The organism is Acidovorax sp. Leaf160 (assembly GCF_001424265.1).
GTDB lineage: Bacteria > Pseudomonadota > Gammaproteobacteria > Burkholderiales > Burkholderiaceae_C > Paracidovorax.
Window position 1 is genome coordinate 235106 of sequence record NZ_LMOV01000026.1, and the last position, 20386, is coordinate 255491.

A 20386-nucleotide genomic window follows, 5' to 3' on the forward strand; every position below is an offset into this window, starting at 1 on the left:
CTCCTGGCCCCACGACCTTCGCCACACCAGCGCGCGCACCGTGCAGCAGCAACCTTCCACGCCCTCTTCCCCGGCGGCTTCCCCCTCCCCCGCTGGAACCTCAGCCACCACCATGACCCCGCTGGAGCGCCGCTCCAGCGTCAGCCTGGCGTTGATCTTCGCGCTGCGCATGCTGGGGCTCTTCCTGGTGCTGCCCGTGTTCGCACTGGAGGCGCGCAAGTACCCGGGCGGCGACGATCCGGCCCTGGTGGGGCTGGCCATGGGCATCTACGGCCTCACCCAGGCCGTGCTGCAGTTGCCGCTGGGCCTGGCGTCGGACCGGTTCGGGCGCAAGCGGGTCATCGTGCTGGGCCTGCTGGTGTTCGCCGGCGGCAGCCTGCTGGCGGCGCTGGCCGATTCGCTCACCGGGCTGCTCTGGGGCCGCGCGCTGCAGGGCGCGGGCGCCGTCTCTGCCGCCGTCACGGCGCTGCTGGCCGATCAGACGCGCGACGGGGTGCGGACGAAAGCCATGGCGCTGGTGGGGGGCAGCATCGGGCTGATGTTCGCCGTGGCGCTGGTGGCCGCGCCGCCGCTGGCGGCGCGCTTCGGTTTGGCCGGCATCTTCGGGCTGACCTGCGCGCTGGCGCTGGCCGGCATTGCGGTGGTGCTGTGGGTGGTGCCGCCCGAGCCTGCACGCCATGCCGACCTGCCGCGCGGCCGCCTGGCCGACGTCTGGCGCCAGCCGGAGCTGCTGCGGCTGAATTTTGGCGTGTTCGCCCTGCACACGGTGCAGCTGGCCATGTGGGTGGCCGTGCCCGCCCTGCTGGTGCAGGCGGGGCTGCCCAAGAACGCGCACTGGCATCTCTACCTGCCCGCCGTGGTGCTGTCGTTCGCGGCCATGGGGGGCCTGTTCGCGCTGGAACGCGCGGGCCGCCTGCGCGGGGCGCTGCTGGGCGCCATCGGCCTGGTGCTGATCGTGCAGGCCGGCCTGGGCTGGGCCGCCGCGGCTGGCACGCCGGCCAGCCTGTGGGCGCTGGGCGGACTGCTGTTCCTCTTCTTCTGCGGATTCAACGCGCTGGAGGCCAGCCAGCCCAGCCTGGTGTCGCGCACTGCGCCACCCGCCGTGCGCGGCGCGGCGCTGGGCACGTACAACACGCTGCAGTCGCTGGGGCTTTTCGCGGGCGGGGCGCTGGGGGGCGGCGTCTTGCGCTGGGGCGGTGCGCCGGTGCTGTTTCTGGTGACCGGGCTGCTCTGCCTCGGCTGGCTGGCGGTGGCCTGGGGCATGCGCCCCGTGCCGCCGCAGGCTGGCCGGGGCCGCCATTGATGCGCTTGCCCGCTCAGCGCGCTGGCGGCGGGCGGCCGGAGCCGGGCGCGTCAGCCGACTCCGGTTGGACCGACGCAGCAGGGTCGGGCGGATCGGGCAGGTGCGCGGCGCTCAGCATCGAGGCGGCCAGCGTTTCGTAGAGCGGCCGCGCCAGCATGCGCGACACCAGGCTGGCCAGCATGGCCGAGGCCATGAGGCTCAGCACCAGGGCGTGGCCGTCGACCATTTCCATCACGATGATGAACGCCGTGAGCGGCGCCTGCGTGACCGCCGCCAGAAAGGCGGCCATGCCCATGGCGATGAGGGCCGGCGCAATGGAGGGCGCGATGTCGCCCCCGGCCAGCAGCGCCACGTTGTGGCCCACGCCCGCGCCGATGGACAGCGACGGCGCGAAGATGCCGCCCGGCACGCCCACCCAGGCCGAGAGCCAGGTGGCGATGAATTTCAGTGTGACGTAGAAGGCCGGCACGTCGGCTTGGCCGGCCAGCATGTGCTTGACGGCTTCGGACCCCGCGCCAAACGTGGCCCCGCCCGTGACCAGCCCGATCACCGCGATCGCCAGGCCGCCCGCCGCCGCGAACCGCACCGGCCAGCGCGCGCGCCAGCGGTTGAAGCGGTCGGGCGACCCCGTGAGCGATGCGGCCATCAGCTTGGCGAACAGCCCGCCCAGCACGCCGCAGGCGAGCGACACCGCCAGGCCCGGCAGCAGTGCCTCCCAGCCCAGCCGGGGCACCTGGATGCGCCCGAAGTAGCTGAGGTTGCCGAACGCCGACACGCCCATCAGGCCGGCCAGCACGATGGCCGCGATGATCAGCCCGCTGCTGCGCGATTCAAGCTTGCGGGAGAGCTCCTCGATGGCGAACACCACCCCCGCCAGCGGCGCGTTGAACGCTGCGGCGATGCCCGCCGCGCCGCCGGCCACCAGCAGCGCGTGGGCGGTGATGCCCGAGCGCGGACCGAACCAGCGGCGCGCGTGGTGCATGACGCCCGCCGCGACCTGCACCGAGGGGCCCTCGCGCCCGATCGACAGCCCCGCCATGAAGCCCGCGCTGGACAGCAGGATCTTGGCAGCCGAGAGCCGCAGCGACACGAAACGCCCGCGCTGCGGTTCGGTGAGGCCCGGCTCCAGCGCCGCGATCACCTGCGGGATGCCCGAGCCGGAGGCACCCGGCACCCAGCGACGCGTGGCCCAGACCACGGCCGCCGTCACCGCGGGAGTCCACAGCAGCACGGCCCAGCCGTGGCCCGAGTGGAAGATGCGCTCGAACACGCCGAACGCCCATTCCGCCAGCATGGTGAACACCACGACGCTGAGGCCGGCCGCCACGGCGTAGGCCAGCACGATGCTGCGGTCGAGCCAGCGCCGGCCGTCGCGCAGTTCCGAGCGCAGGTTGTCCAGGAAGTCGGGTTCTCGTTGCATGGCGAAGAGGGAGGCCGGCGCGAAGCTGTCCGGAAGAAAGCGCGGGTGGGCGGCGAGGGAGAGGACCATTGTGGCACCCGATGCGGCGCCGTCCGCTGCGCCCGGGGCGGGCGCGCAAGCCTTGGCCGCTTGGGGCACAATCCCCGATCCCTCTTCGCGGCGCCCCCGTGGCCGCCGCGCAGGCCGTAGTGCCTTTCCACCACCATTCTCTACAGGCCCCGTTCACACCATGGCATCCGTCAACAAAGTCATCATCGTCGGCAATCTCGGGCGCGACCCCGAGATGCGCACCTTCCCGAGCGGCGACCAGGTCGCCAACGTCACCATCGCCACCACCGACCGCTGGCGCGACAAGAACACCGGCGAGAACAAGGAAGCCACCGAGTGGCATCGCATCGTGTTCAACGGCCGTCTGGCGGAGATCGTGGGCCAGTATTTGCGCAAGGGCTCGCAGGTGTACGTGGAAGGCTCGCTGCGCACCCGCAAGTGGACCGACCAGGCCGGCGTGGAGAAATTCACCACCGAGATCCGCGCCGACACTATGCAGATGCTGGGCAGCCGCCAGGGCATGGGCGGCGGCCAGGGCGGTGGCGGCGGCGGTTATGACGACGGCGGCTACGGCGGCGGTGGCGATGACGGTTATGGCGGCGGCGGCAACAGCGCCCCACCGGCCCGCCGCGCTGCGCCCCAGGGTGCCGCGCCCCGGCCCGCGCCTGCGCCGCGCCCTGCGCCCGCTCCCGTCGCCCAGCCACCGCGCGCCGCGTCGGGCTTCGACGACATGGACGACGACATTCCGTTCTGACGAACGACCGGCAGGCCAGCGCCGGCCTGCCCCGCGAACGCCCCGCATGCCTGCCGGCCTGCGGGGTTTTTTTCTTCCACGCGCCGCCGTGCCAGGGCGCTGGAGGGCCGCGCTGGCGCAAGGCCAGGGCATTTCAGCGCAGCCTGGGCACGGCGCACGGCCGCCCGCGCGGCGCCGGTCAATCCTCCCGCGCCCGGTACAACGCGTCGTCGAGCGACAGCGGCCGGGCCAGGTAGTAGCCCTGCGCATAGTCCACGCCCAGCTGGCGCAGCACGTCCAGTTCGGGCGCCTTCTCGACGCCTTCGGCCACGATCAGGCTGCCGATCTCGTGCGCGAAACTGATCAGGCCCTTGGCGAGGGCCCGGCGGTGGTTGTCGCGGTCGATGGACTGGGTGATGCTGATGTCGAGCTTGATGACCTCGGGCTGCAGGTTGAGGATGTGGCGCATGCTCGAGTAGCCCGCGCCCGCGTCGTCCACGGCCAGCACGGCACCGCGGGCGCGGAACGGCTCCAGCGCCTCGGCCAGTGCCACATAGTCGGTCACGATGGCGTGTTCGGTGACTTCCAGCACCACGCGCGACAGATCGGTGCCGTCGTAGAGCAGCGGCTCCAGCGTGCCCGAGATGATGAGCGCGGGCGAGCAGTTCACGTTGAGCTGCACGCTGTCGGGAAAGGCGGGCAGGGCGGCCAGGGCCTTGCGGATGGCCAGCAGTTCGAGCTCCATGCCCAGCCCCACGCCGTGCGCCGCATTGAACCAGTGGTCGGGCGGGCGGCGGGGCTCGACGTCGAACCGCGAGAGGCATTCGAAACCATGGATGCGCCGCCTGGCGATGTCGTAGACCGGCTGGAAGACGATGCGCAGGCTGTCTGCGGCCATCGCCATGCGGACGTCGCGCTCGACGTTCTCCTGCTGCAGCTCGTGCTTGGCTTCGGCATCGAAGTAGAAGCCCAGGAATTCCGCGAAGGCGTGCAGCACCTCCATGTCCCGCTCGGTCAGCGACTGGACCGGCTGGTAGCTGAAGCAGCAGAGCGTGCCGTAGACACGCCGGTTCTCGAGCAGGATGGGCGCGCTCAGGTGCGAGCCGATGGGGATCTCCGCCGTTTCCGGAATCTCCACCGCGCCCGGAACGCGCGCGGTGTCGGGGATAAAGCCGGGCAGGTTGCCTTCGAAGACCTTCTGGCAGTAGCCCACCGACAGCGGAATCACCTGGCCCTGCCGCAGCACGCATCCCGGCTCGGCATTCAGGTGGTCCAGTACCCGGTCGGTTTCCCGGAACCGGGAGATGAATGCGACGTCCATCGACAGATGGCGCCGGACCACCTGCAGCACCCGGTCCAGGCCGGCCGCGCCCACAGAGTGCTCGAAAAACGGAGCCAATGGATCTTTGTAATCGGGCTGGTTTCCATGTAACGGCATAGGAACCTTCAGATCGGACGACAGGTAGCCAGATAGTCCTTAACAAACACTTCCAAAATTTGTAAGGAAATCAGCTATCTGCAGATACTCGCATACCGATAAGACATGCTGAAACAGATGTGTCGCGATTCCGTCAGGCAGGCGGTGCGGTGGGCCTCCGGGTCAGCAGGGCAGGGCACGCAGCCTGCGGGACCGGGGAAGGCAAGAGGGGCCCGTGCCGCGTCGCGCGGGGACACTGTGCGGCGACGGGCCCGGCGCGTCAACCGGCGAACTCGCCCAGCATGTCCAGCACATGGGCCACCGCCACGTCCGGCGTGGGCAGCTCGCGGAAGGCCAGCGCCATCGGGCGCATCAGGGGCGGATCGAGATGGCGCACCTGTACGGCCGGCGCCGCGTCCGCTGAGCGCTGCCCGGCTCCATCGCCAGGCCCGGATACCTGCGCCATGTCCAGCACCTCCTCCAGCGGCAGAACGGCTGCGCTCTGGCAGGCTGCCGCCAGGCTTTTGAGCGCCCCCGGGTAGCTGAGCGTGAGATAGGGCCGGGGATGGAGCCCCGCACGGCCGAACCAGCCGGCGATCAGCCCATGCATCTGCGTCGCGGGCGCAAACGACGCCCAGCGGCGGCCGGCCAGCCACTGCGGCGTGACCTTCTCGGGCGCGTCCCATTCCCCGGGCAGCAGCGCCACCATCGGGTCATTGCGCCAGGGCCGCACCGGCACCTGGGCTGTTGCAGCCTGCGGGCTGGCGACGATGGCGACATCGAGGGTGCCGGCTTGCAGCCTTGCCATGGCGTCAGCCGATCCAACGGCTTCCAGGCGAACCTCCACGCCCGGCGCACGGCGATGCAGCGCCTGCAGCATCAGCGGCAGCAGGCGGGTGCTGACGCCGGCTGAAACGCCCACCCGGACCACCCCTTCACGTCCGGCAGCCCGGCGCCGCACCCGGTCGGCCAGCTCGTCGCTGGCGGCCAGCAGCCGGCGCCCGTCTTCGACGAGCACCTGGCCAGCCGGCGTCAGTTCGGCCTGCCGGCGCCCCCGCACCACGAGCAGGGCGTCAAGGCGCGATTCGAGTTCCTTGATGTGCAGGCTCACGGTGGGCGGCGCCAGGTGCAGGGCCTGCGCGGCGGCGGCGAAGGTGCCCAGGTCGGCAATGGCCACCAACGTCTGCAATTGGTCGAGATTCAGGTTACGCATCAGATATTGTGAATCTGGCAGTCATTGAATTCAACTTTACAGAAGATGAGGGGGTGGCGAGCATGCCTGCATGTCCAGCCCCGAGAAGCCCAGCCCCTCCGTCCCGCATGCCTCCCAACCCGAGGCCTCTTCCCCTGCGAGCCCTCGCCAGGGGTGGAGGGCCTGGCTGCAGCGCTGGCGGGAGGCCTGCGCGCGGGCAGAGCAGCGCATCACCGCAGGTTTCCGGGTTCCACCCGGCGGCGGTTGAGCCAGCAGTAGAATGCCCCGCCTGCCGGCCCCTTCCTACCCGGCCACACGCCCCGCGCCCACCGCCAACGGCCGCCAGCGCAGCCAAGCTCCCAGGCATCGATCGAACGTACTTTTTCCAACATAGATCACACGCCAGGAGAGAACCCATGCGCACCCCACCCGAAGACGTTACCGACCCCGTGATCGACCCTTCCGACGATCCGAATGCCGAACTGCCAGAAGGCCAGGACATCAACGACCGCCTGAGCGCGGAAGACGACGTGGCCGATTCGTTGAACGACGTGTCGGCCCATGCCTTCGACGACATGCCCCAGGACGGCCCGCTGAATTTCGACGACGGCACCGACATGGGCCACCCGCGCGGCAACACGGCGCGCGAGGGCGGCACCTGGGAAGCGGAAGGCGCCGACGCCGGCGATCTCAAGCCACCGTCGGAGATCCTGTCCGACACCAACGGCCCCAGCGACAAGGACAAGGGCCGCGGCTGAACGCCTCACGCCACCGGCGCATGCGCCCGGCCGGTGGCAGGCCCGCCCCGCCGGCTAGGCGTACTTGCCGGTCAACCCGCCATCCACCACGAGTTCCGTGCCGGTGATGTAAGCCGCTGCGTCCGACGCGAGGAAGGCGCAGGCATGCGCCACCTCCCAGGCATCCCCCATCCGGCCCATGGGCACCTGTCGGGCGCGGGCGGCGCGGGCCTTGTCCAGGCTGGTGCCTGAAAACATCTTGGCGACCGTAGCCGCGATGCGCGGCGCTGCGGGATCTGCTGCCGCGCGGGATGTGAGTCCCCGCAACGCAACGGGCGCCCGAAGGCGCCCGTATTGCTTCTATTTCGATAGCTGAAAGCGCATCATTGACAAGCGCTGCAGCCCGATACGGCACTCAAACGGAGTGCCGCACCGTTCAATGCACCACCATCAACGTGAACGGCCATACGTAGGCCTGCAGCGTCACGTACAGCCCCACCAGGCAGGCCAGCGCGATGGAGTGGAAGAACACGTAGCGCAGGATGTCGCCTTCGTGGTTGAACCAGCGCGTGGCGGTGGAGGCCACCACGATGGACTGGGCGTCGATCATCTTGCCCATCACGCCACCCGAGCTGTTGGCCGCGCCCATCAGGTTGGGCGACAGGCCCAGCTGGTCGGCCGCCACCTTCTGCATGCCGCCGAAGAGCACGTTCGAGGCCGTGTCCGAGCCGGTGAGCGCCACGCCCAGCCAGCCCATCAGCGTGCCGAAGAAGGGGTAGAACACGCCGGTGTTGGCGAAGGCCAGGCCCAGCGTGGTGTCGGTGCCCGAATAGCGGGTGAGGGTGCCCAGCGCCAGCATGAGCACGATGGTCAGCAGCGAGAAGCGCACCAGCCATACCGTGCGCAGGAAGGTGCGCACGATGGCCACGGGGTTGTACTTCATGAAGATGGCGCTCACCACCGCCGACACCAGGATGGCGGTGCCGGTGGCCGACAGCAGGTTCAGCGTGTAGACCGCGCCTTCCTTGGTGGGCACGGGCACCACGGGCGGCACCTTCTCGATCAGGTTGTGCAGGCCGGCCATGGGGAAGGCGGGCGCGAACAGGCCGTTGAGCCAGGCCTTGACCGGCGGCAGGCCCCAGATGAAGACGAACACCGAGAGGATGACCCAGGGCGTCCACGCGGCGATCAGTTCGGCGCGGGTGTGCTGGGCGACGGCTTGCGCGGGCTTGGCTTCGGCGGCGCTCACGTCGCGGCCGCGCAGCGAGGGCGAGGTCCACACGGTCTTGGGCTTCCAGACGCGCAGGAAGGCGACCAGCGACGCCATCGACACGATGGCGGCGATGATGTCCACCAGCTCGGGGCCGATGTAGTTGGCCACCAGGAACTGCGGAATGGCGAACGACAGGCCGGTCACCAGGATGGCAGGCCAGATCTCCTTCATGCCCTTCCAGCCGGCGAAGGCCCAGATCAGCCAGAACGGCACCAGCAGCGAGAAGAAGGGCAGCTGGCGGCCGATCATGGCCGTCACTTCCATCAGGTCGTAGCCGTGCACCTTGGCCAGCGTGATGACCGGCGTGCCCAGCGCGCCGAAGGCCACCGGCGCCGTATTGGCGATGAGCGACAGCCCCGATGCGGCGAGCGGCGAGAAGCCCAGCCCGATCAGGATGGCCGCCGTGACGGCCACCGGCGTGCCGAAGCCGGCCGCGCCCTCGAAGAACGCGCCGAAGCTGAAGGCGATCAGCAGCAGCTGGATGCGCCGGTCCTCGGTGATGCCCGAGAGCGAATCCTGCAGCACCTTGAAGCTGCCGTTCTGCTCGGTGAGCTGGTGCAAGAAGATGATGTTCAGCACGATCCAGCCGATGGGCAGGAGGCCCGTGAAGCCGCCGTAGAGCGCCGCGCGACCGGCCATTTCCGCCGGCATGCCGTAGGCGAAGACGGCCACCAGCAGCGCGGCGACCAGCCCCATACCGGCGGCGATGTGCGCCTTGATGTGGAAGAAGCCGAGCGCGGCCAGCATGACCACCACCGGGATCGCGGCCAGCGCGGTCGAGATGATCATGTTGCCGAACGGGTCGTAGATTTGCTGCCAGGTCATGGTGTTGTCTCCGGTGCTTTGGTGTGCCTAGTGCATTGATCGGTGAACGGCAGAGACCCGTCTTTCGGAGGCGCCCACGGGCCGCCGCCACGGTTTGGCTGACGCGAAGCGCACGACTGTAGGAACAAAGTTCCGCGCCGTGCGTGAAATCCAGTCTAGGCGCGATTGAGACGATTTCAAACCCGTCAGGGCGGCGTAAGGAGCACCCTGCGGGCCGGTGCCGGAAGGTGGAATGTCGATCGGCGCAGGCGCAGCGGAGCGCCCCGAGCGGCGCGCCGGGCAGTGGGTTTTGACGGTCGTGGCAGGCGTGGCGGGCGGCCCGCGCCGCGCCGTCGCTGGCAGGGAAGACTCAGCCGCGGGCGGCGATCACGCCGCCGCCCAGGCAGACCTCGCCGTCGTACAGCACGGCGCTCTGGCCCGGGGTGACGGCCCATTGCGGGTCGGCGAACTGCAGCGTGAAGCTGCGGCCATCGCCATCGCCATCGCCATCGCCATCGCCGTCGCCGTCGCCGTCGGCAGCGTCGGTGAACGTGCACGCCGCGTCCTGCTGGCGGTAGCGCGTCTTGGCCGCAAGCGCGCCGGCCTGGGGCGGGTGGCCGGCCACCCAGCTGGCGTCGGCTGCCTGTAATGTGGGCGACAGCAGCCAGGGGTGGTCATGCCCCTGCACCACGCGCAGGGTGTTGGTGTCCAGCTCCTTGCGGGCCACGAACCAGGGGGCATGCTCGCCCGCGCCGCGCTGCGCGCCCTTGTCCTTCACGCCGCCGATGCCCAGCCCCTGGCGCTGGCCCAGCGTGTAGAACGACAGCCCCTGGTGGCGGCCCAGCACGCGGCCGCGCTCGTCCTTGATGGGGCCGGGCTCCTTCTGGATGTAGCGGTTGAGGAATTCGCGGAACGGCCGCTCGCCGATGAAGCAGATGCCGGTCGAATCCTTCTTCTTCGCGTTGGGCAGGCCGATTTCTTCGGCGATGCGGCGCACCTCGGTCTTGTGCAGCTCGCCCACCGGGAACAGCGTCTTGGACAGCTGCGCCTGGTTCAGCCGGTGCAGAAAGTAGCTCTGGTCTTTCGACGGGTCCAGCCCCTTGAGCAACTCGAAGAGCCCCGTGGCCGCGTTCTGCCGCACCCTCGCGTAATGCCCGGTGGCGATTTTTTCGGCGCCCAGGCGCATGGCGTGGTCCAGGAAGGCCTTGAACTTGATCTCGGCATTGCACAGCACGTCGGGGTTGGGCGTGCGGCCGGCCTGGTATTCGCGCAGGAATTCGGCGAACACACGGTCACGGTAGTCGGCGGCGAAGTTGACGTGCTCGATCTCGATGCCGATCACGTCGGCCACGGCGGCGGCGTCGACGAAATCGACGTTGGAGGAGCAATATTCGCTGTCGTCGTCGTCTTCCCAGTTCTTCATGAAGATGCCGACCACCTCATGCCCCATCGCTTTGAGCAGGTGCGCCGTGACCGCGGAATCGACCCCGCCCGACAACCCGACCACCACCCGATGCTTGCTGCTGTTCATGGGGCGGGATTATCCCCGTGGCGGGGAAGCGATGCGGTCACGGGGACTTGGCCCACCGCCTGGAATGCACTATTCAATTGATAGCACGGTACGGTGCCGCATCAAGCGCTGGCGCCCGATTCGGCACTGCAGGGCAGGCGGCCACTGTTCCATGGAGCGCACCACAGCGTCGCGCGTGCAGGCACTGGCGCAGCGGCAAGGCGGCCCCATATGCTTGTGCATGGCCCGCATCCTGCGGGCCCCACGCCCGTCACCAGGAGACCCTGCCATGACCACCGCTTCTGCCACCTCGCCCGTCCTCAGCCGCCAGCCGCTGACCGGCGGCCTCTGGCCCACGCTCGACCCGTTCCTCTTCTGCGCCCACCACGACGACGCCTATCCCGCCGGCACGCCCGCGCTGGGCCCGGCCGCGTCGCTGGCGGGTCGGCAGATCGGCCAGGACTTTTCCGGCAAGGACGGCTGGAGCATGTACCACGGCGACGTGGTGCCCGGCTTTCCGCCGCATCCGCACCGCGGTTTCGAGACGGTGACCATCGTGCGCGAAGGCCTCATCGACCACAGCGACTCGCTGGGCGCATCGGCCCGCTTCGGCCAGGGCGACGTGCAGTGGCTCACCGCCGGCCGCGGCGTGGTGCATGCCGAGATGTTCCCGCTGCTGGACGCCGCCGGCCCCAATCCGCTGGAGCTGTTCCAGATCTGGCTGAACCTGCCCGCGCGCCAGAAGATGGTGGACCCGCACTTCACCATGTTCTGGTCCGAGCGCATTCCGCGCCTGGTGCTGCGCGAAGGCGCTGGCAGCGAAGGCCCTGCCACGCATGTCGCCGTGATCGCCGGCACGCTGCAAGGCGCCGCGCCGCTGGCGCCGCCGCCCGGCTCCTGGGCCGCGCAGGCGGCATCGGACGTCGCCATCTGGACGATCCGCATGGAACCCGGCGCCCGCTGGACGCTGCCCGCCGCCGCCGGCGAAGGCACGCGCCGCATGCTCTACCACTTCGCGGGCAGCGGCGTCACCGTCGCGGGCGAAGCCACCGGCCATGCGTCGTTGGAACTGCACGCCGGTGCGGCCGTGCAACTGGTCAACGCAGGCGCCGAGGACGCCGAATTCCTGCTGCTGCAAGGCCGCCCGCTGAACGAGCCGGTGGCGAAATACGGCCCGTTCGTGATGAACACGGAGCAGGAGATCATGCAGGCGCTGCAGGACTACCGCCGCACCGAATTCGGCGGCTGGCCCTGGGGCGACGCGGCCCCGGTGCACGGCCCCGAGCCCCGCCGCTTCGCACGCCGCCCCGGCACGGCGGCGGACGAGCTGCCCACCGAGGCCGGCACAACCGCCTGAGGCCCTGGCGCGCCCTCGCGGCGCGTCCGGCCCCACGCCCGCCCTCGTCTTGCCGCCATGGCCGACAATGGCGGGCTCCTTTTTCTCTTTTCAGACCTCCCAGGACCGCCACCCATGCAGATCGCCAAGGACACCGCCGTCACCCTCAGCTACAAGATCACCGACCCCGCCACGGGCAAGCCGCTGGATTCGGGCAACGTGGCCTATCTGCACGGCGGCTACGACAACCTCTTCGCCAAGGTCGAAGAAGCGCTGGAAGGCCAGTCGGTCGGCCACACCGCCACGGTCGATCTGGCCGTCGCCGACGCCTTCGGCGAGCGTGACGAGAGCCTGGTGCGCACCATTCCGAAGAGCGAGTTCCCGCCCGGCGTGAAGGTCGGCGGCCAGCTGCGTGGCGTGGGCGACGACGGCCAGCCGGCGGTCTTCAACGTGGTCAAGATCAAGGGCCCCGAAGTGCACCTGGACGGCAACCACCCCCTGGCCGGCCACGCGCTGCGCTTCACCGCCAAGGTGACCGAGGTGCGCGCCGCCACGCAGGAAGAGATCGCCCACCGCCATGTGCATGGCGGCCACGGGCATCACCACTGATCCGGCAGGGGAACCCGGCGGGCGGCCCTGACGCCGCCCGCTACTCATTTCATAGCTGCCGGCGCTTGCCCACCCAGCGCCAGCGCCTCAAAAGCATCTTGAACCCCACGCAACGGGTGCTCAGCCCCGCGCCTTGATCGCCGTCTGCGTGATCGCCCGGCCCAGCGCCTCGAAGGCGCGGCCGGCCTGCTTCTGTTCGTCCAGGCCCTCGGCGCAGGTGGCCACGACGATGGCGCGCTGGCCGCCGTCCTGCGGGTCGATCACGCCCATGTGGCAGGCGCGCTGGTGCTGCGTGCCGGTCTTGTGGATGAAGCGCACCGTGCGCGGCAGGCCGGCCTCGAGCCGGTAGGCGTCGTAGGTGTCGAACTTCAGGTCCTTGTAGAGCAGTTGCTGGTGTTCGGCGTTCACCAGCTTGCCGCGCACCAGGCTTTCCAGCAGGCCGCCGTAGGCCACCAGCGTGGCGGTGTTGTCGCCGCTGCGGTAGAAGCGGGCATAGGCCTCGTCCATGGTTTTGACCTGCAGCTGCGCCTGCGGCACGTCGAGCGCGCGGGCCAGGGCCTGCACGCGGCGCGGGCCCATGGGGGCGCCGGCGATGCGCACCAGGTCGGTGTGCGTCAGCTGCCGCGCCTGGGGGCTGAACTCGCTGTAGACGCCGTAGCGCACTGCCGAGAAATCGGTGATGCGGCCGGCGCCGGCGCCCAGCAGGGTGCGGGCGCGCTGGGCGATGGCGTCGGGCCCGGCGGAGCGCATGAGCATGTTGGCGGCGGTGTTGTCGCTTTCCATCAGCATGCGGCGCAGCAGGTCCTTCACGTCGTGCCGGGTGCCGTTCTCCTGCCACACCACGCCGCCCGAGCCATCCACCTTGTCGCTTTCCTGCAGGGCCAGCTCCTGGTCCATGCGCAGGCGGCCCTGCTCCACGCTCTGCAGCACGGCGATGGCAATGGGCAGCTTGGCGGACGAGGCCAGGTACCAGGGCCGGTCGGCCTGGTGGGCGAACAGTTCGCCCGTGTCCAGCCGCTTGATGTAGACGCCCAGCTGGCCGGGCGTGTCGCGTTCGATGCGCTGCACCTGCTGGCCCAGCGCGGCCACCCAGGCGCCCGGGGCACCCATGTCGCCAGCGGGGGCCGCCTTCTGCGCCGCGGGCGTGGCGGGCTGCGGCTTCGCCTGGGCCTGCGCCGCGTCAGGGCTCGTCGCCGCGCAGATCGTCATCCACAGCAGCAGGCCCAGGGGCAGGGCGCCCCGTGACGGCGGGCATGGGCAGGGCGTCCGGCGCGCGCTGGTGGGCGTTGGCTGGGTAGGCGGGCACGGCTTGGCAGGGGGTTTCATGGGGTTTTCCGTGGGACAGCAGGCCGGACTGGCAGAGCGCGATGCCCACCTGCCGCAGCGTGCGGTCGGATCGGGCGGTGGAGGGTTCGCCCCGGGTACAGGCGACGACGATGACGCGGGCTTCCCGCGGCTGCTGCGCCGTGGGCGTGACGATGACGAGGCCGGAATCGCAGGTGCGGGCCCGTTGCGTGCCGGTCTTGTGCGCAAAGCGCGTGCCGCTGGGCAGCCCGGCCTTGATGCGCTGGGGGCCGGTCTTCACGCGCTCCATCACCCCGAGCAGGTAGCGGGTGTGGGTGGGGTTCAGCAAGCGGCCCTCGACCAGCTGCGCCAGCAGTTCGCCATAGGCGTCGAGCCGGCCGGAGTTGAGGCCGGTGGCGTAGTAGGCCTCGAACGCGTCGCCCACGCCGATGGGCGCCAGGCTGGCGGGCGGCACGCGCACCAGCCGCGCCAGCGTCTCCTTGACCTCGCGGTCGCTGCGCTGGGCCTTGAGCGTCAGGAAATCGGTGCCCGACAGGTGCACGGCCTCGGGCGTGAGCTGGCTGTAGGCATGCCGCCGCACGTCGGCCAGCGTGGTGATGCGCTCCAGCCCGCCGGGAACGGCCTCTTGCGCCACGGCATTCACGGCGGGCTGGCCGACCAGGCCGATCAGCATGTCGCTGGCCGTGTTGTCGCTGTAGATGATCATCTGCTCGAGCAGCCAGCGCACCGTGAGCGCCGTCCCCACCGGCTGGCGCTTGGCGGGCCCGGCGCCGTCCACGTAGTCGGACCCGCGCAGGGTGAGGGGCGTGTCGAGCGTGAAGGCGCCGCGCTCCACCCCCCGCAGCACGGCGATGGCGACCGGCACCTTCACCGACGAGGCGAGGTACCAGCGCTCGCTGGCATGGAACGACATCGATTCGCCCGTGTTCAGGTCGCGCACGTAGACGCCGAACGGCGTGGCACCGCCGGCGGCAGCGCGTTCCAGCTCGCGCTGCAGCGCGCGCGCCCAGGCCGCCGGGCGCTGCGAGGCCGATGCCTGCGCCGCGCCCTGCCAGACCGGGGCCGCAGGCGGCATGGCTCCCGCACCGGCCGCTCCAGTCACAGGGGATGGCAGCGGCGACGGGGTCTGGGCCAGTGCGGCCGGGGCCAGGCCCTGCAGCACGCCCCACGCCAGAACGACGAGGGCGGGGCGCAGGGCGCGTGACAGGGCACGTGACAGGGCGGAGGGCGATGGGCGCGTGGACGAGGTCAAGCACATGGGCAGCGTGTCGTGGCTCCGGGGATCGAACCCGGAGAAGCAAGTACGGCTGCCTACCGTAGCCTGCGACGCCCTGGGGATGCGTAGCGCCGCAGGCGGGTCGGCTGTCGGACAGGGGCGCATGGCCCTGGGCCAGCAAGTTCCACCCACTGTTTTTATACTCAGTGGTTCATGCCGGAATTCCAACCCACCCGCACCCACCGCACCCGTTTGATGCAGATCTGGCGCTCCGCCGGCTGGCCCTGCAAGGACGCGCTGGAGATCGACCTGCTGGCCGCCCGGCTGGTGGCGCAGCACACCACCCGCGAAGGCCACGAGGTGCTGCGCCTGACCGACGCCGGCATCACGCTGCTGGCCGAGGCGCGCCAGCGCGGCCTGCGCTCGCTGTCTGCGCACGACCGGCTGGCCGAGCGCTTCGCCGGCCATCTGCTTTCGGCGGGGCGCATCGTCTGGCGCGAGCTGCCGCTGCGCGCCGCGCTGGAAGCGCCCGTGGCGCCCGCCGATGCCGTACCCCGGCCGGCTCCCGCTGGCGCGCCCCGGCTCTGGGCCGACGAAGACGCGGACGGCGCCTCGTCCGGGCGCGCGGCCCAGGTCTGGCGCATGGCCCGGCCCGACCTGTTTTCGGTGCGCAATACCAGCGTGCCCGCCTACCTGCAGCCCATGGTGCACGAGGTGAAGGCCAGCCGGGCCGATCTGCTGTCCGACCTGCGGCACGCCGACAAGCGCCAGGCCTACCAGTGGCTGTGCGAGGAGTGCTATTACGTCTTCCCGGTCGGCATCGCCACGCCCGAGGAAATTCCCGAACAGTTCGGCGTGTGGGTGCTGCACGGCAAGGTGCAGGACCTGGGCCAGCCCGGCGACGCCAGCCGCTTCGAGCTATTGCGGCCCGCGCGGCATGCCCGCTGCACGCTGCCCTTCGCCGTGTGGATGACGCTGTGCAAGGCGACCCCGGTGCGCGGCCAGGGCGAGCCGGCACAGGCACAGCTGGGGGAGGGCCTGCCCGGGCCTGAGGCGGCGGGCGATGCCGACGCCGGGGAAGACCTGGTGGCGCTGGCCGACGCCGCGACGCCCTGCGGGCCACCGCGGGCGGCCGAGGCTGAGCCCACGCCGCCACCGGAAAGCGCCGTGTGACATACACCGTCGCGGTGCGGGAGCTGTGCGAGTTCACCGCCAAGGCGGGCGACCTGGACCTGCGCTTCACGCCCGCGCCCACTGCGCTCGAAGGCATGGCCGGCCATGCGGTGGTGGCCGGGCGGCGCGGCGCGGGCTACGAGCGCGAGGTGACGCTGGCCGGTGACTGGCGCGAAGGCCTGCGCCACCTGCGCGTGCGAGGCCGGGCCGACGGGTTCGATCCGGCGGCCGGCCGGCTGGAAGAGGTCAAGACCTTCAAGGGCCGGCTCGACCGGCAGCCCGCATCGCACCGCGCCCTGCACTGGGCGCAGGCCAAGGTCTACGGCTGGCTGTTGTGCGAGGCGCGTGAGCTGGCCGCCATCGATGTGGCGCTGGTGTACTTCGACATCGGCAGCCAGCAGGAGACGGTGCTTACCGAACACTGCAGCGCCGAGGCGCTGCGCGCGCATTTCGACACGCAGTGCCGCCGCTTCGTGGCCTGGGCCGAACAGGAGGTGGCGCACCGCGCCGCGCGCGACGCCGCCCTGGCCGCGCTCGCGTTCCCGTTCGGCGCCTTCCGCACCGGCCAGCGCCCGCTGGCGGAGGCCGTCTACCGCGCCGCCACCGCCGGCCGCTGCCTGCTGGCCCAGGCGCCCACCGGCATCGGCAAGACGGCGGGTACGCTGTTTCCGCTGCTGAAGGCGGCCCCGGGCGAACAGCTGGACAAGATCTTCTTCCTGGCCGCCAAGACGTCGGGCCGTCAGGTGGCGCTGGACGCGCTGGCGCGCATGGCGGCGCCCCCCGCCCCCCCGGGCGGCAGCAGCGCGGCGCCGGCCCTGCCGCTGCGCGTGCTGGAGCTGGTGGCGCGCGAAAAAGCCTGCGAACACCCCGGCCAGGCCTGCCACGGCGACGCCTGCCCGCTGGCGCGCGGCTTCTACGACCGGCTCCCCGCCGCCCGAGCCGCGGCGCTCGACCCGCTGGCATCCTCCACCTCCACCTCCACCTCCACCTCCACCTCCACCGGACCGCTGGCGCTGGACCAGGCCCACGTGCGCGAAGCCGCGCTGGCCCACGGCGTGTGCCCCTATTACCTGTCGCAGGAACTGGCGCGCTGGGCCGACGTGGTGGTGGGCGACTACCACTACTACTTCGACCTGGGCGCGATGCTGCATGGCCTGGCCCAGGCCAACCAGTGGCGCGTGGCCGTGCTGGTGGACGAGGCGCACAACCTCGTCGAGCGCGGCCGGCGCATGTACACGGCCGAGCTGCTGCCCGGCACGCTGCACGATGCCCGCCGCTCGGCCACCGCAGCGACGGTGCCCGCCGTGAAGAAGGCGCTGGACCGCATCCGCCGCGCCTGGGTGGCGCTGGACAAGGCGGTGGAGGCGGAAAGCCTGGCGCCGCCCGCAGGTGCCAGCAGCTACGTGGTGCGGGAAGACGGCTTTCCGCCCAAGCTGCTGATGGCGGTGCAGCAGGGCAGCAGCTTGCTGGGCGAGCATTTCGCCGAACACCCCGAACAGGCCGACGGCGCCCTGCAGGCTTTCTATCTCGAGGCCCTGCAGACGCTGCGCATGGCCGAACTGCTCGGCACGCATTCGCTGGTCGACGTGCAGCGGCCCCGAGGCGCGGCGCCGGGCGGCTCCACCATATGCGTGCGCAACATCGTGCCCGCGCCCTTCCTCGCGCCGCGCCTTGCTGCCGCCCGCACCGCCACGCTGTTTTCGGCCACGCTGGCGCCCACGCGCTACTACGCCGACCTGCTGGGCCTGCCCGAAGGGCATGCGGCCACCGAGGTCGCCTCGCCCTTCGCCGCGACGCAGCTGCAGGTGCGGGTGGCGCGCCACATCTCCACGCGCTGGGCGCACCGCGCCGCGTCGGCGGCGCCCATCGCCGACCTGATGGCGCGCCAGTTCACCGAACGGCCCGGCAACTACCTGGCGTTCTTCAGCAGCTACGACTACCTGGCCCAGGTGGCCGAGGCCTTCGCCCGGCGCCACACCGCGCTGCCGCACTGGTGCCAGTCCCGCCGCATGCAGGAGGCCGAGCAGCGCGCCTTCCTGGCCCGCTTCACCGAAGACAGCGAGGGCATCGGCTTCGCCGTGCTGGGCGGCGCGTTCGCCGAAGGCATCGACCTGCCCGGCCGGCGGCTGATCGGCGCTTTTCTCTCCACCCTGGGCCTGCCGCAGATCAACCCGGTGAACGAGCAGATCCGCGCACGGATGGAACAGCTGTTCGGGGCGGGCTACGACTACACCTATCTCTATCCCGGCCTGCAGAAGGTCGTGCAGGCTGCCGGCAGGGTCATCCGCACGCCCAGCGACGAAGGCGTGGTGCACCTGATCGACGACCGGTTCGCGCGTGCGGAAGTGCGCAGGTTGTTGCCGGGGTGGTGGGCCCCTCAGCACAGCTGACACAGGCTTTAACCAGTCGGCCCGTGTTTTCGCCGGATCGAGGAAAGCGGCAGGCTATCGGCAATTATTTACTTTTGCAGTGCTTTACGTAAGATTGCTGTAACCACCGTTAGGCTGAATTCTCTTGAAAATATTTATTCCAAGAGAGGGCCTGTCATGAAATTCCTTTTTGGCCTCATTTTGAGCGGCGACGTCCGCTGCTGCTTACAACCCAGGAAACTGCCAGACCAAACCACTTGGTCTAAATGACTGCGTCCCTGGCACATAAATACCAGCAACCGCCATTGACGAGGGATACGCCTCCATTCATTCCGGCAGTGTTCAGGGACGAAACCCATTCTTCCTGCATGGCCCTGCTTTCCGATGAATTCAGGTAATCGCCTGGTTTTAAAGCACCTCATTACTCACGAAGGGCCTGACGACCCACCAGACCTCGCTCCTATCGCAGGCAATTATCGTCACGTTTTTTTGAAGCATCCGATACCGCTTCTTGGCTTTCATAATATGAGGGAGAAAATTGATGACCGCAAAAAACCAGTCCTTGGTTGCTGGTGCTGCTGTGGGCCTCACTGACCGCAGGCTGCGGCGGTGGTGGCGATAGTAGGGAGCCTGCTGCACCAGCACCAGCACCAGCACCTGCACCAGCACCTGCACCGCTCAAGCTCGAATTGCTTACCGGCAAAGCGTCCATCGATTTCGACCTATGCGCGCAATCCGATGGCAAGCTAGGGAAGGTCTGCAAAACCCCTTCCCTGCGTCCTGTGCCAGATGAACCGGGGGTGATTTTTCGTAATGCGCGAGATCAGCCTGATTTCCCGCGCGCAATGCCCGTTCNGGAAGGTCTGCAAAACCCCTTCCCTGCGTCCTGTGCCAGATGAACCGGGGGTGATTTTTCGTAATGCGCGAGATCAGCCTGATTTCCCGCGCGCAATGCCCGTTCGGCAGGCAGATTTGGCGCGTGCAGCGGCCCTTCGGCGCATTCCGGGCGCACTCATGCCTGCACCGCCAGCAATTGCCGGCGGGCCATCCACACATTGCCCAGCGCAAACATCACCTGCAGCCGCGCCGTGTTCTTGGCCAAGCCCCGGTAGCGCACCTTGGCATGACCGAACTGCTGCTTGATCACCCGGAACGGGTGCTCCACCCTGGCCCGGATGCTCGCTTTGATCTGCTCGAGTCGCTCGATGGCCTGGGCCAGTGGCCGGCGCCTGTCCAGCACCGCACGTTTGCCCGGGCGCATGGCGATATGCCAGTTCACCTTCAGGCCCCGGGCTTCGGGCCGCTTGTCCACTCCCTGGTAGCCCGCGTCGCCAAAGGCATCCTTCTCCTGCCCGTGCAGCAAATGCGTGGCCTGGGTGACGTCGCTGACATTGGCCGCTGTGCCGATGACCGTATGCACCAGGCCCGACTCGGCATCCACGCCGATATGCGCCTTCATCCCGAAGTGCCACTGGTTGCCCTTCTTCGTCTGGCGCATCTCCGGGTCGCGCTCACCCCGGGCATTCCTGGTCGAACTGRGCGCGGCAATCAGCGTGGCATCCACCAACGTTCCTGTCTTGAGCATGAGCCCTTGCGCTGCCAGATGCGCGTTGATCGTTGCGAGAATCTCCGGGGCCAGCCGCTGCTTCTCCAGCAAATGGCGAAACCGCAGGATCGTCGTCTCGTCCGGCAACCGGGCCCTCCCCGAGAGCCCCGCGAACTCCCGGTACAGCGGGCGTTCGTGCAGTTCTTCCTCCATGGCCGGGTCGCTCAGGTTCCACCACAGTTGCAGGCAGTGGATGCGCAAYATCGTCTCCACGGCAAATGGAGGGCGTCCACCCAGCGCCTGGTGCGCGCCGCGCGCATGTGGCTGGATCAGCGCCACCAGCGYCGCCCATGGCACCACGCGGTTCATCTCTTCAAGGAAGATCTCCTTGCGGG

Annotated in this window: 15 protein-coding genes and 1 pseudogene; 7 read left to right on the forward strand and 9 right to left on the reverse strand. The window is 69.8% G+C overall.

What is annotated here, in order from left to right; translation table 11 throughout:
• Window positions 1-112 precede the first annotated feature (112 nt).
• A complete protein-coding gene (locus ASF94_RS17450; protein WP_056669327.1) occupies window positions 113-1303 on the forward strand; it encodes an MFS transporter in 1191 nt (396 codons plus the stop codon).
• A gap of 13 nt (window positions 1304-1316) precedes the next feature.
• Here the strand turns inward: ASF94_RS17450 and ASF94_RS17455 are convergent, their stop codons facing one another.
• Window positions 1317-2723: a chloride channel protein gene (locus tag ASF94_RS17455; RefSeq protein ID WP_056669452.1), complete on the reverse strand. Its 1407-nt coding sequence runs from the start codon at window positions 2721-2723 to the stop codon at window positions 1317-1319.
• Between the two features lie 229 nt (window positions 2724-2952).
• Between ASF94_RS17455 and ssb the strand changes: the two genes are divergently transcribed.
• On the forward strand, window positions 2953-3525 hold the full coding sequence (gene ssb, locus ASF94_RS17460; RefSeq protein ID WP_056669330.1) for a single-stranded DNA-binding protein: 573 nt from the start codon (window positions 2953-2955) through the stop codon (window positions 3523-3525).
• A 178-nt stretch (window positions 3526-3703) separates the two neighbouring features.
• Here ssb and ASF94_RS17465 read toward each other — a convergent pair whose 3' ends face one another.
• Both ASF94_RS17465 and ASF94_RS17470 read right to left on the reverse strand, forming a co-directional pair.
• A complete protein-coding gene (locus ASF94_RS17465) occupies window positions 3704-4903 on the reverse strand; it encodes an EAL domain-containing protein (protein ID WP_235505416.1) in 1200 nt (399 codons plus the stop codon).
• Between the two features lie 298 nt (window positions 4904-5201).
• A complete protein-coding gene (locus ASF94_RS17470) occupies window positions 5202-6134 on the reverse strand; it encodes a LysR family transcriptional regulator (protein ID WP_056669335.1) in 933 nt (310 codons plus the stop codon).
• A 395-nt stretch (window positions 6135-6529) separates the two neighbouring features.
• Between ASF94_RS17470 and ASF94_RS17475 the strand changes: the two genes are divergently transcribed.
• On the forward strand, window positions 6530-6871 hold the full coding sequence (locus ASF94_RS17475; RefSeq protein WP_056669337.1) for a hypothetical protein: 342 nt from the start codon (window positions 6530-6532) through the stop codon (window positions 6869-6871).
• A gap of 54 nt (window positions 6872-6925) precedes the next feature.
• Here ASF94_RS17475 and ASF94_RS21900 read toward each other — a convergent pair.
• The 3 genes and pseudogenes from ASF94_RS21900 to mnmA form a co-directional block, all read right to left on the reverse strand.
• Window positions 6926-7135: pseudogene (locus ASF94_RS21900) on the reverse strand (SDR family oxidoreductase); the annotation flags it as partial.
• Between the two features lie 151 nt (window positions 7136-7286).
• Window positions 7287-8948 (reverse strand): L-lactate permease, encoded by a 1662-nt coding sequence (locus ASF94_RS17485; protein ID WP_056669343.1) that lies wholly within the window; start codon window positions 8946-8948, stop codon window positions 7287-7289.
• 349 nt (window positions 8949-9297) lie between these two features.
• Window positions 9298-10458 carry a tRNA 2-thiouridine(34) synthase MnmA gene (gene mnmA, locus ASF94_RS17490; protein ID WP_056669346.1) on the reverse strand — a complete coding sequence of 387 codons (1161 nt, stop codon included), beginning with the start codon at window positions 10456-10458 and terminating at the stop codon, window positions 9298-9300.
• Window positions 10459-10726: 268 nt separating this feature from the next.
• Here mnmA and ASF94_RS17495 point away from each other — a divergent pair, with 268 nt between their 5' ends.
• Together ASF94_RS17495 and ASF94_RS17500 are read left to right on the forward strand one after the other, a co-directional pair.
• Window positions 10727-11794, forward strand: a complete 1068-nt coding sequence (locus tag ASF94_RS17495) for a pirin family protein (protein WP_056669349.1) — start codon at window positions 10727-10729, stop codon at window positions 11792-11794.
• A gap of 114 nt (window positions 11795-11908) precedes the next feature.
• Window positions 11909-12382, forward strand: a complete 474-nt coding sequence (locus ASF94_RS17500) for a peptidylprolyl isomerase (protein WP_056669353.1) — start codon at window positions 11909-11911, stop codon at window positions 12380-12382.
• Between the two features lie 120 nt (window positions 12383-12502).
• On the opposite strand, the gene ASF94_RS17505 is transcribed toward ASF94_RS17500, so the two are convergent.
• Window positions 12503-13591 (reverse strand): serine hydrolase, encoded by a 1089-nt coding sequence (locus ASF94_RS17505; RefSeq protein WP_235505417.1) that lies wholly within the window; start codon window positions 13589-13591, stop codon window positions 12503-12505.
• Window positions 13563-14945, reverse strand: a complete 1383-nt coding sequence (locus ASF94_RS17510) for a serine hydrolase (RefSeq protein ID WP_082493387.1) — start codon at window positions 14943-14945, stop codon at window positions 13563-13565. The genes ASF94_RS17505 and ASF94_RS17510 overlap by 29 nt, the downstream gene beginning before the upstream one ends.
• A gap of 171 nt (window positions 14946-15116) precedes the next feature.
• Between ASF94_RS17510 and ASF94_RS17515 the strand changes: the two genes are divergently transcribed.
• Window positions 15117-16076: a hypothetical protein gene (locus ASF94_RS17515; protein ID WP_056669357.1), complete on the forward strand. Its 960-nt coding sequence runs from the start codon at window positions 15117-15119 to the stop codon at window positions 16074-16076.
• Window positions 16073-18466 (forward strand): ATP-dependent DNA helicase, encoded by a 2394-nt coding sequence (locus ASF94_RS17520; RefSeq protein ID WP_056669360.1) that lies wholly within the window; start codon window positions 16073-16075, stop codon window positions 18464-18466. The genes ASF94_RS17515 and ASF94_RS17520 overlap by 4 nt, the downstream gene beginning before the upstream one ends.
• Before the next feature lie 991 nt (window positions 18467-19457).
• Here the strand turns inward: ASF94_RS17520 and ASF94_RS17530 are convergent.
• Window positions 19458-20386 (reverse strand): IS5 family transposase (locus tag ASF94_RS17530; protein ID WP_056669459.1); only part of this gene is annotated, 929 nt, incomplete at its 5' end.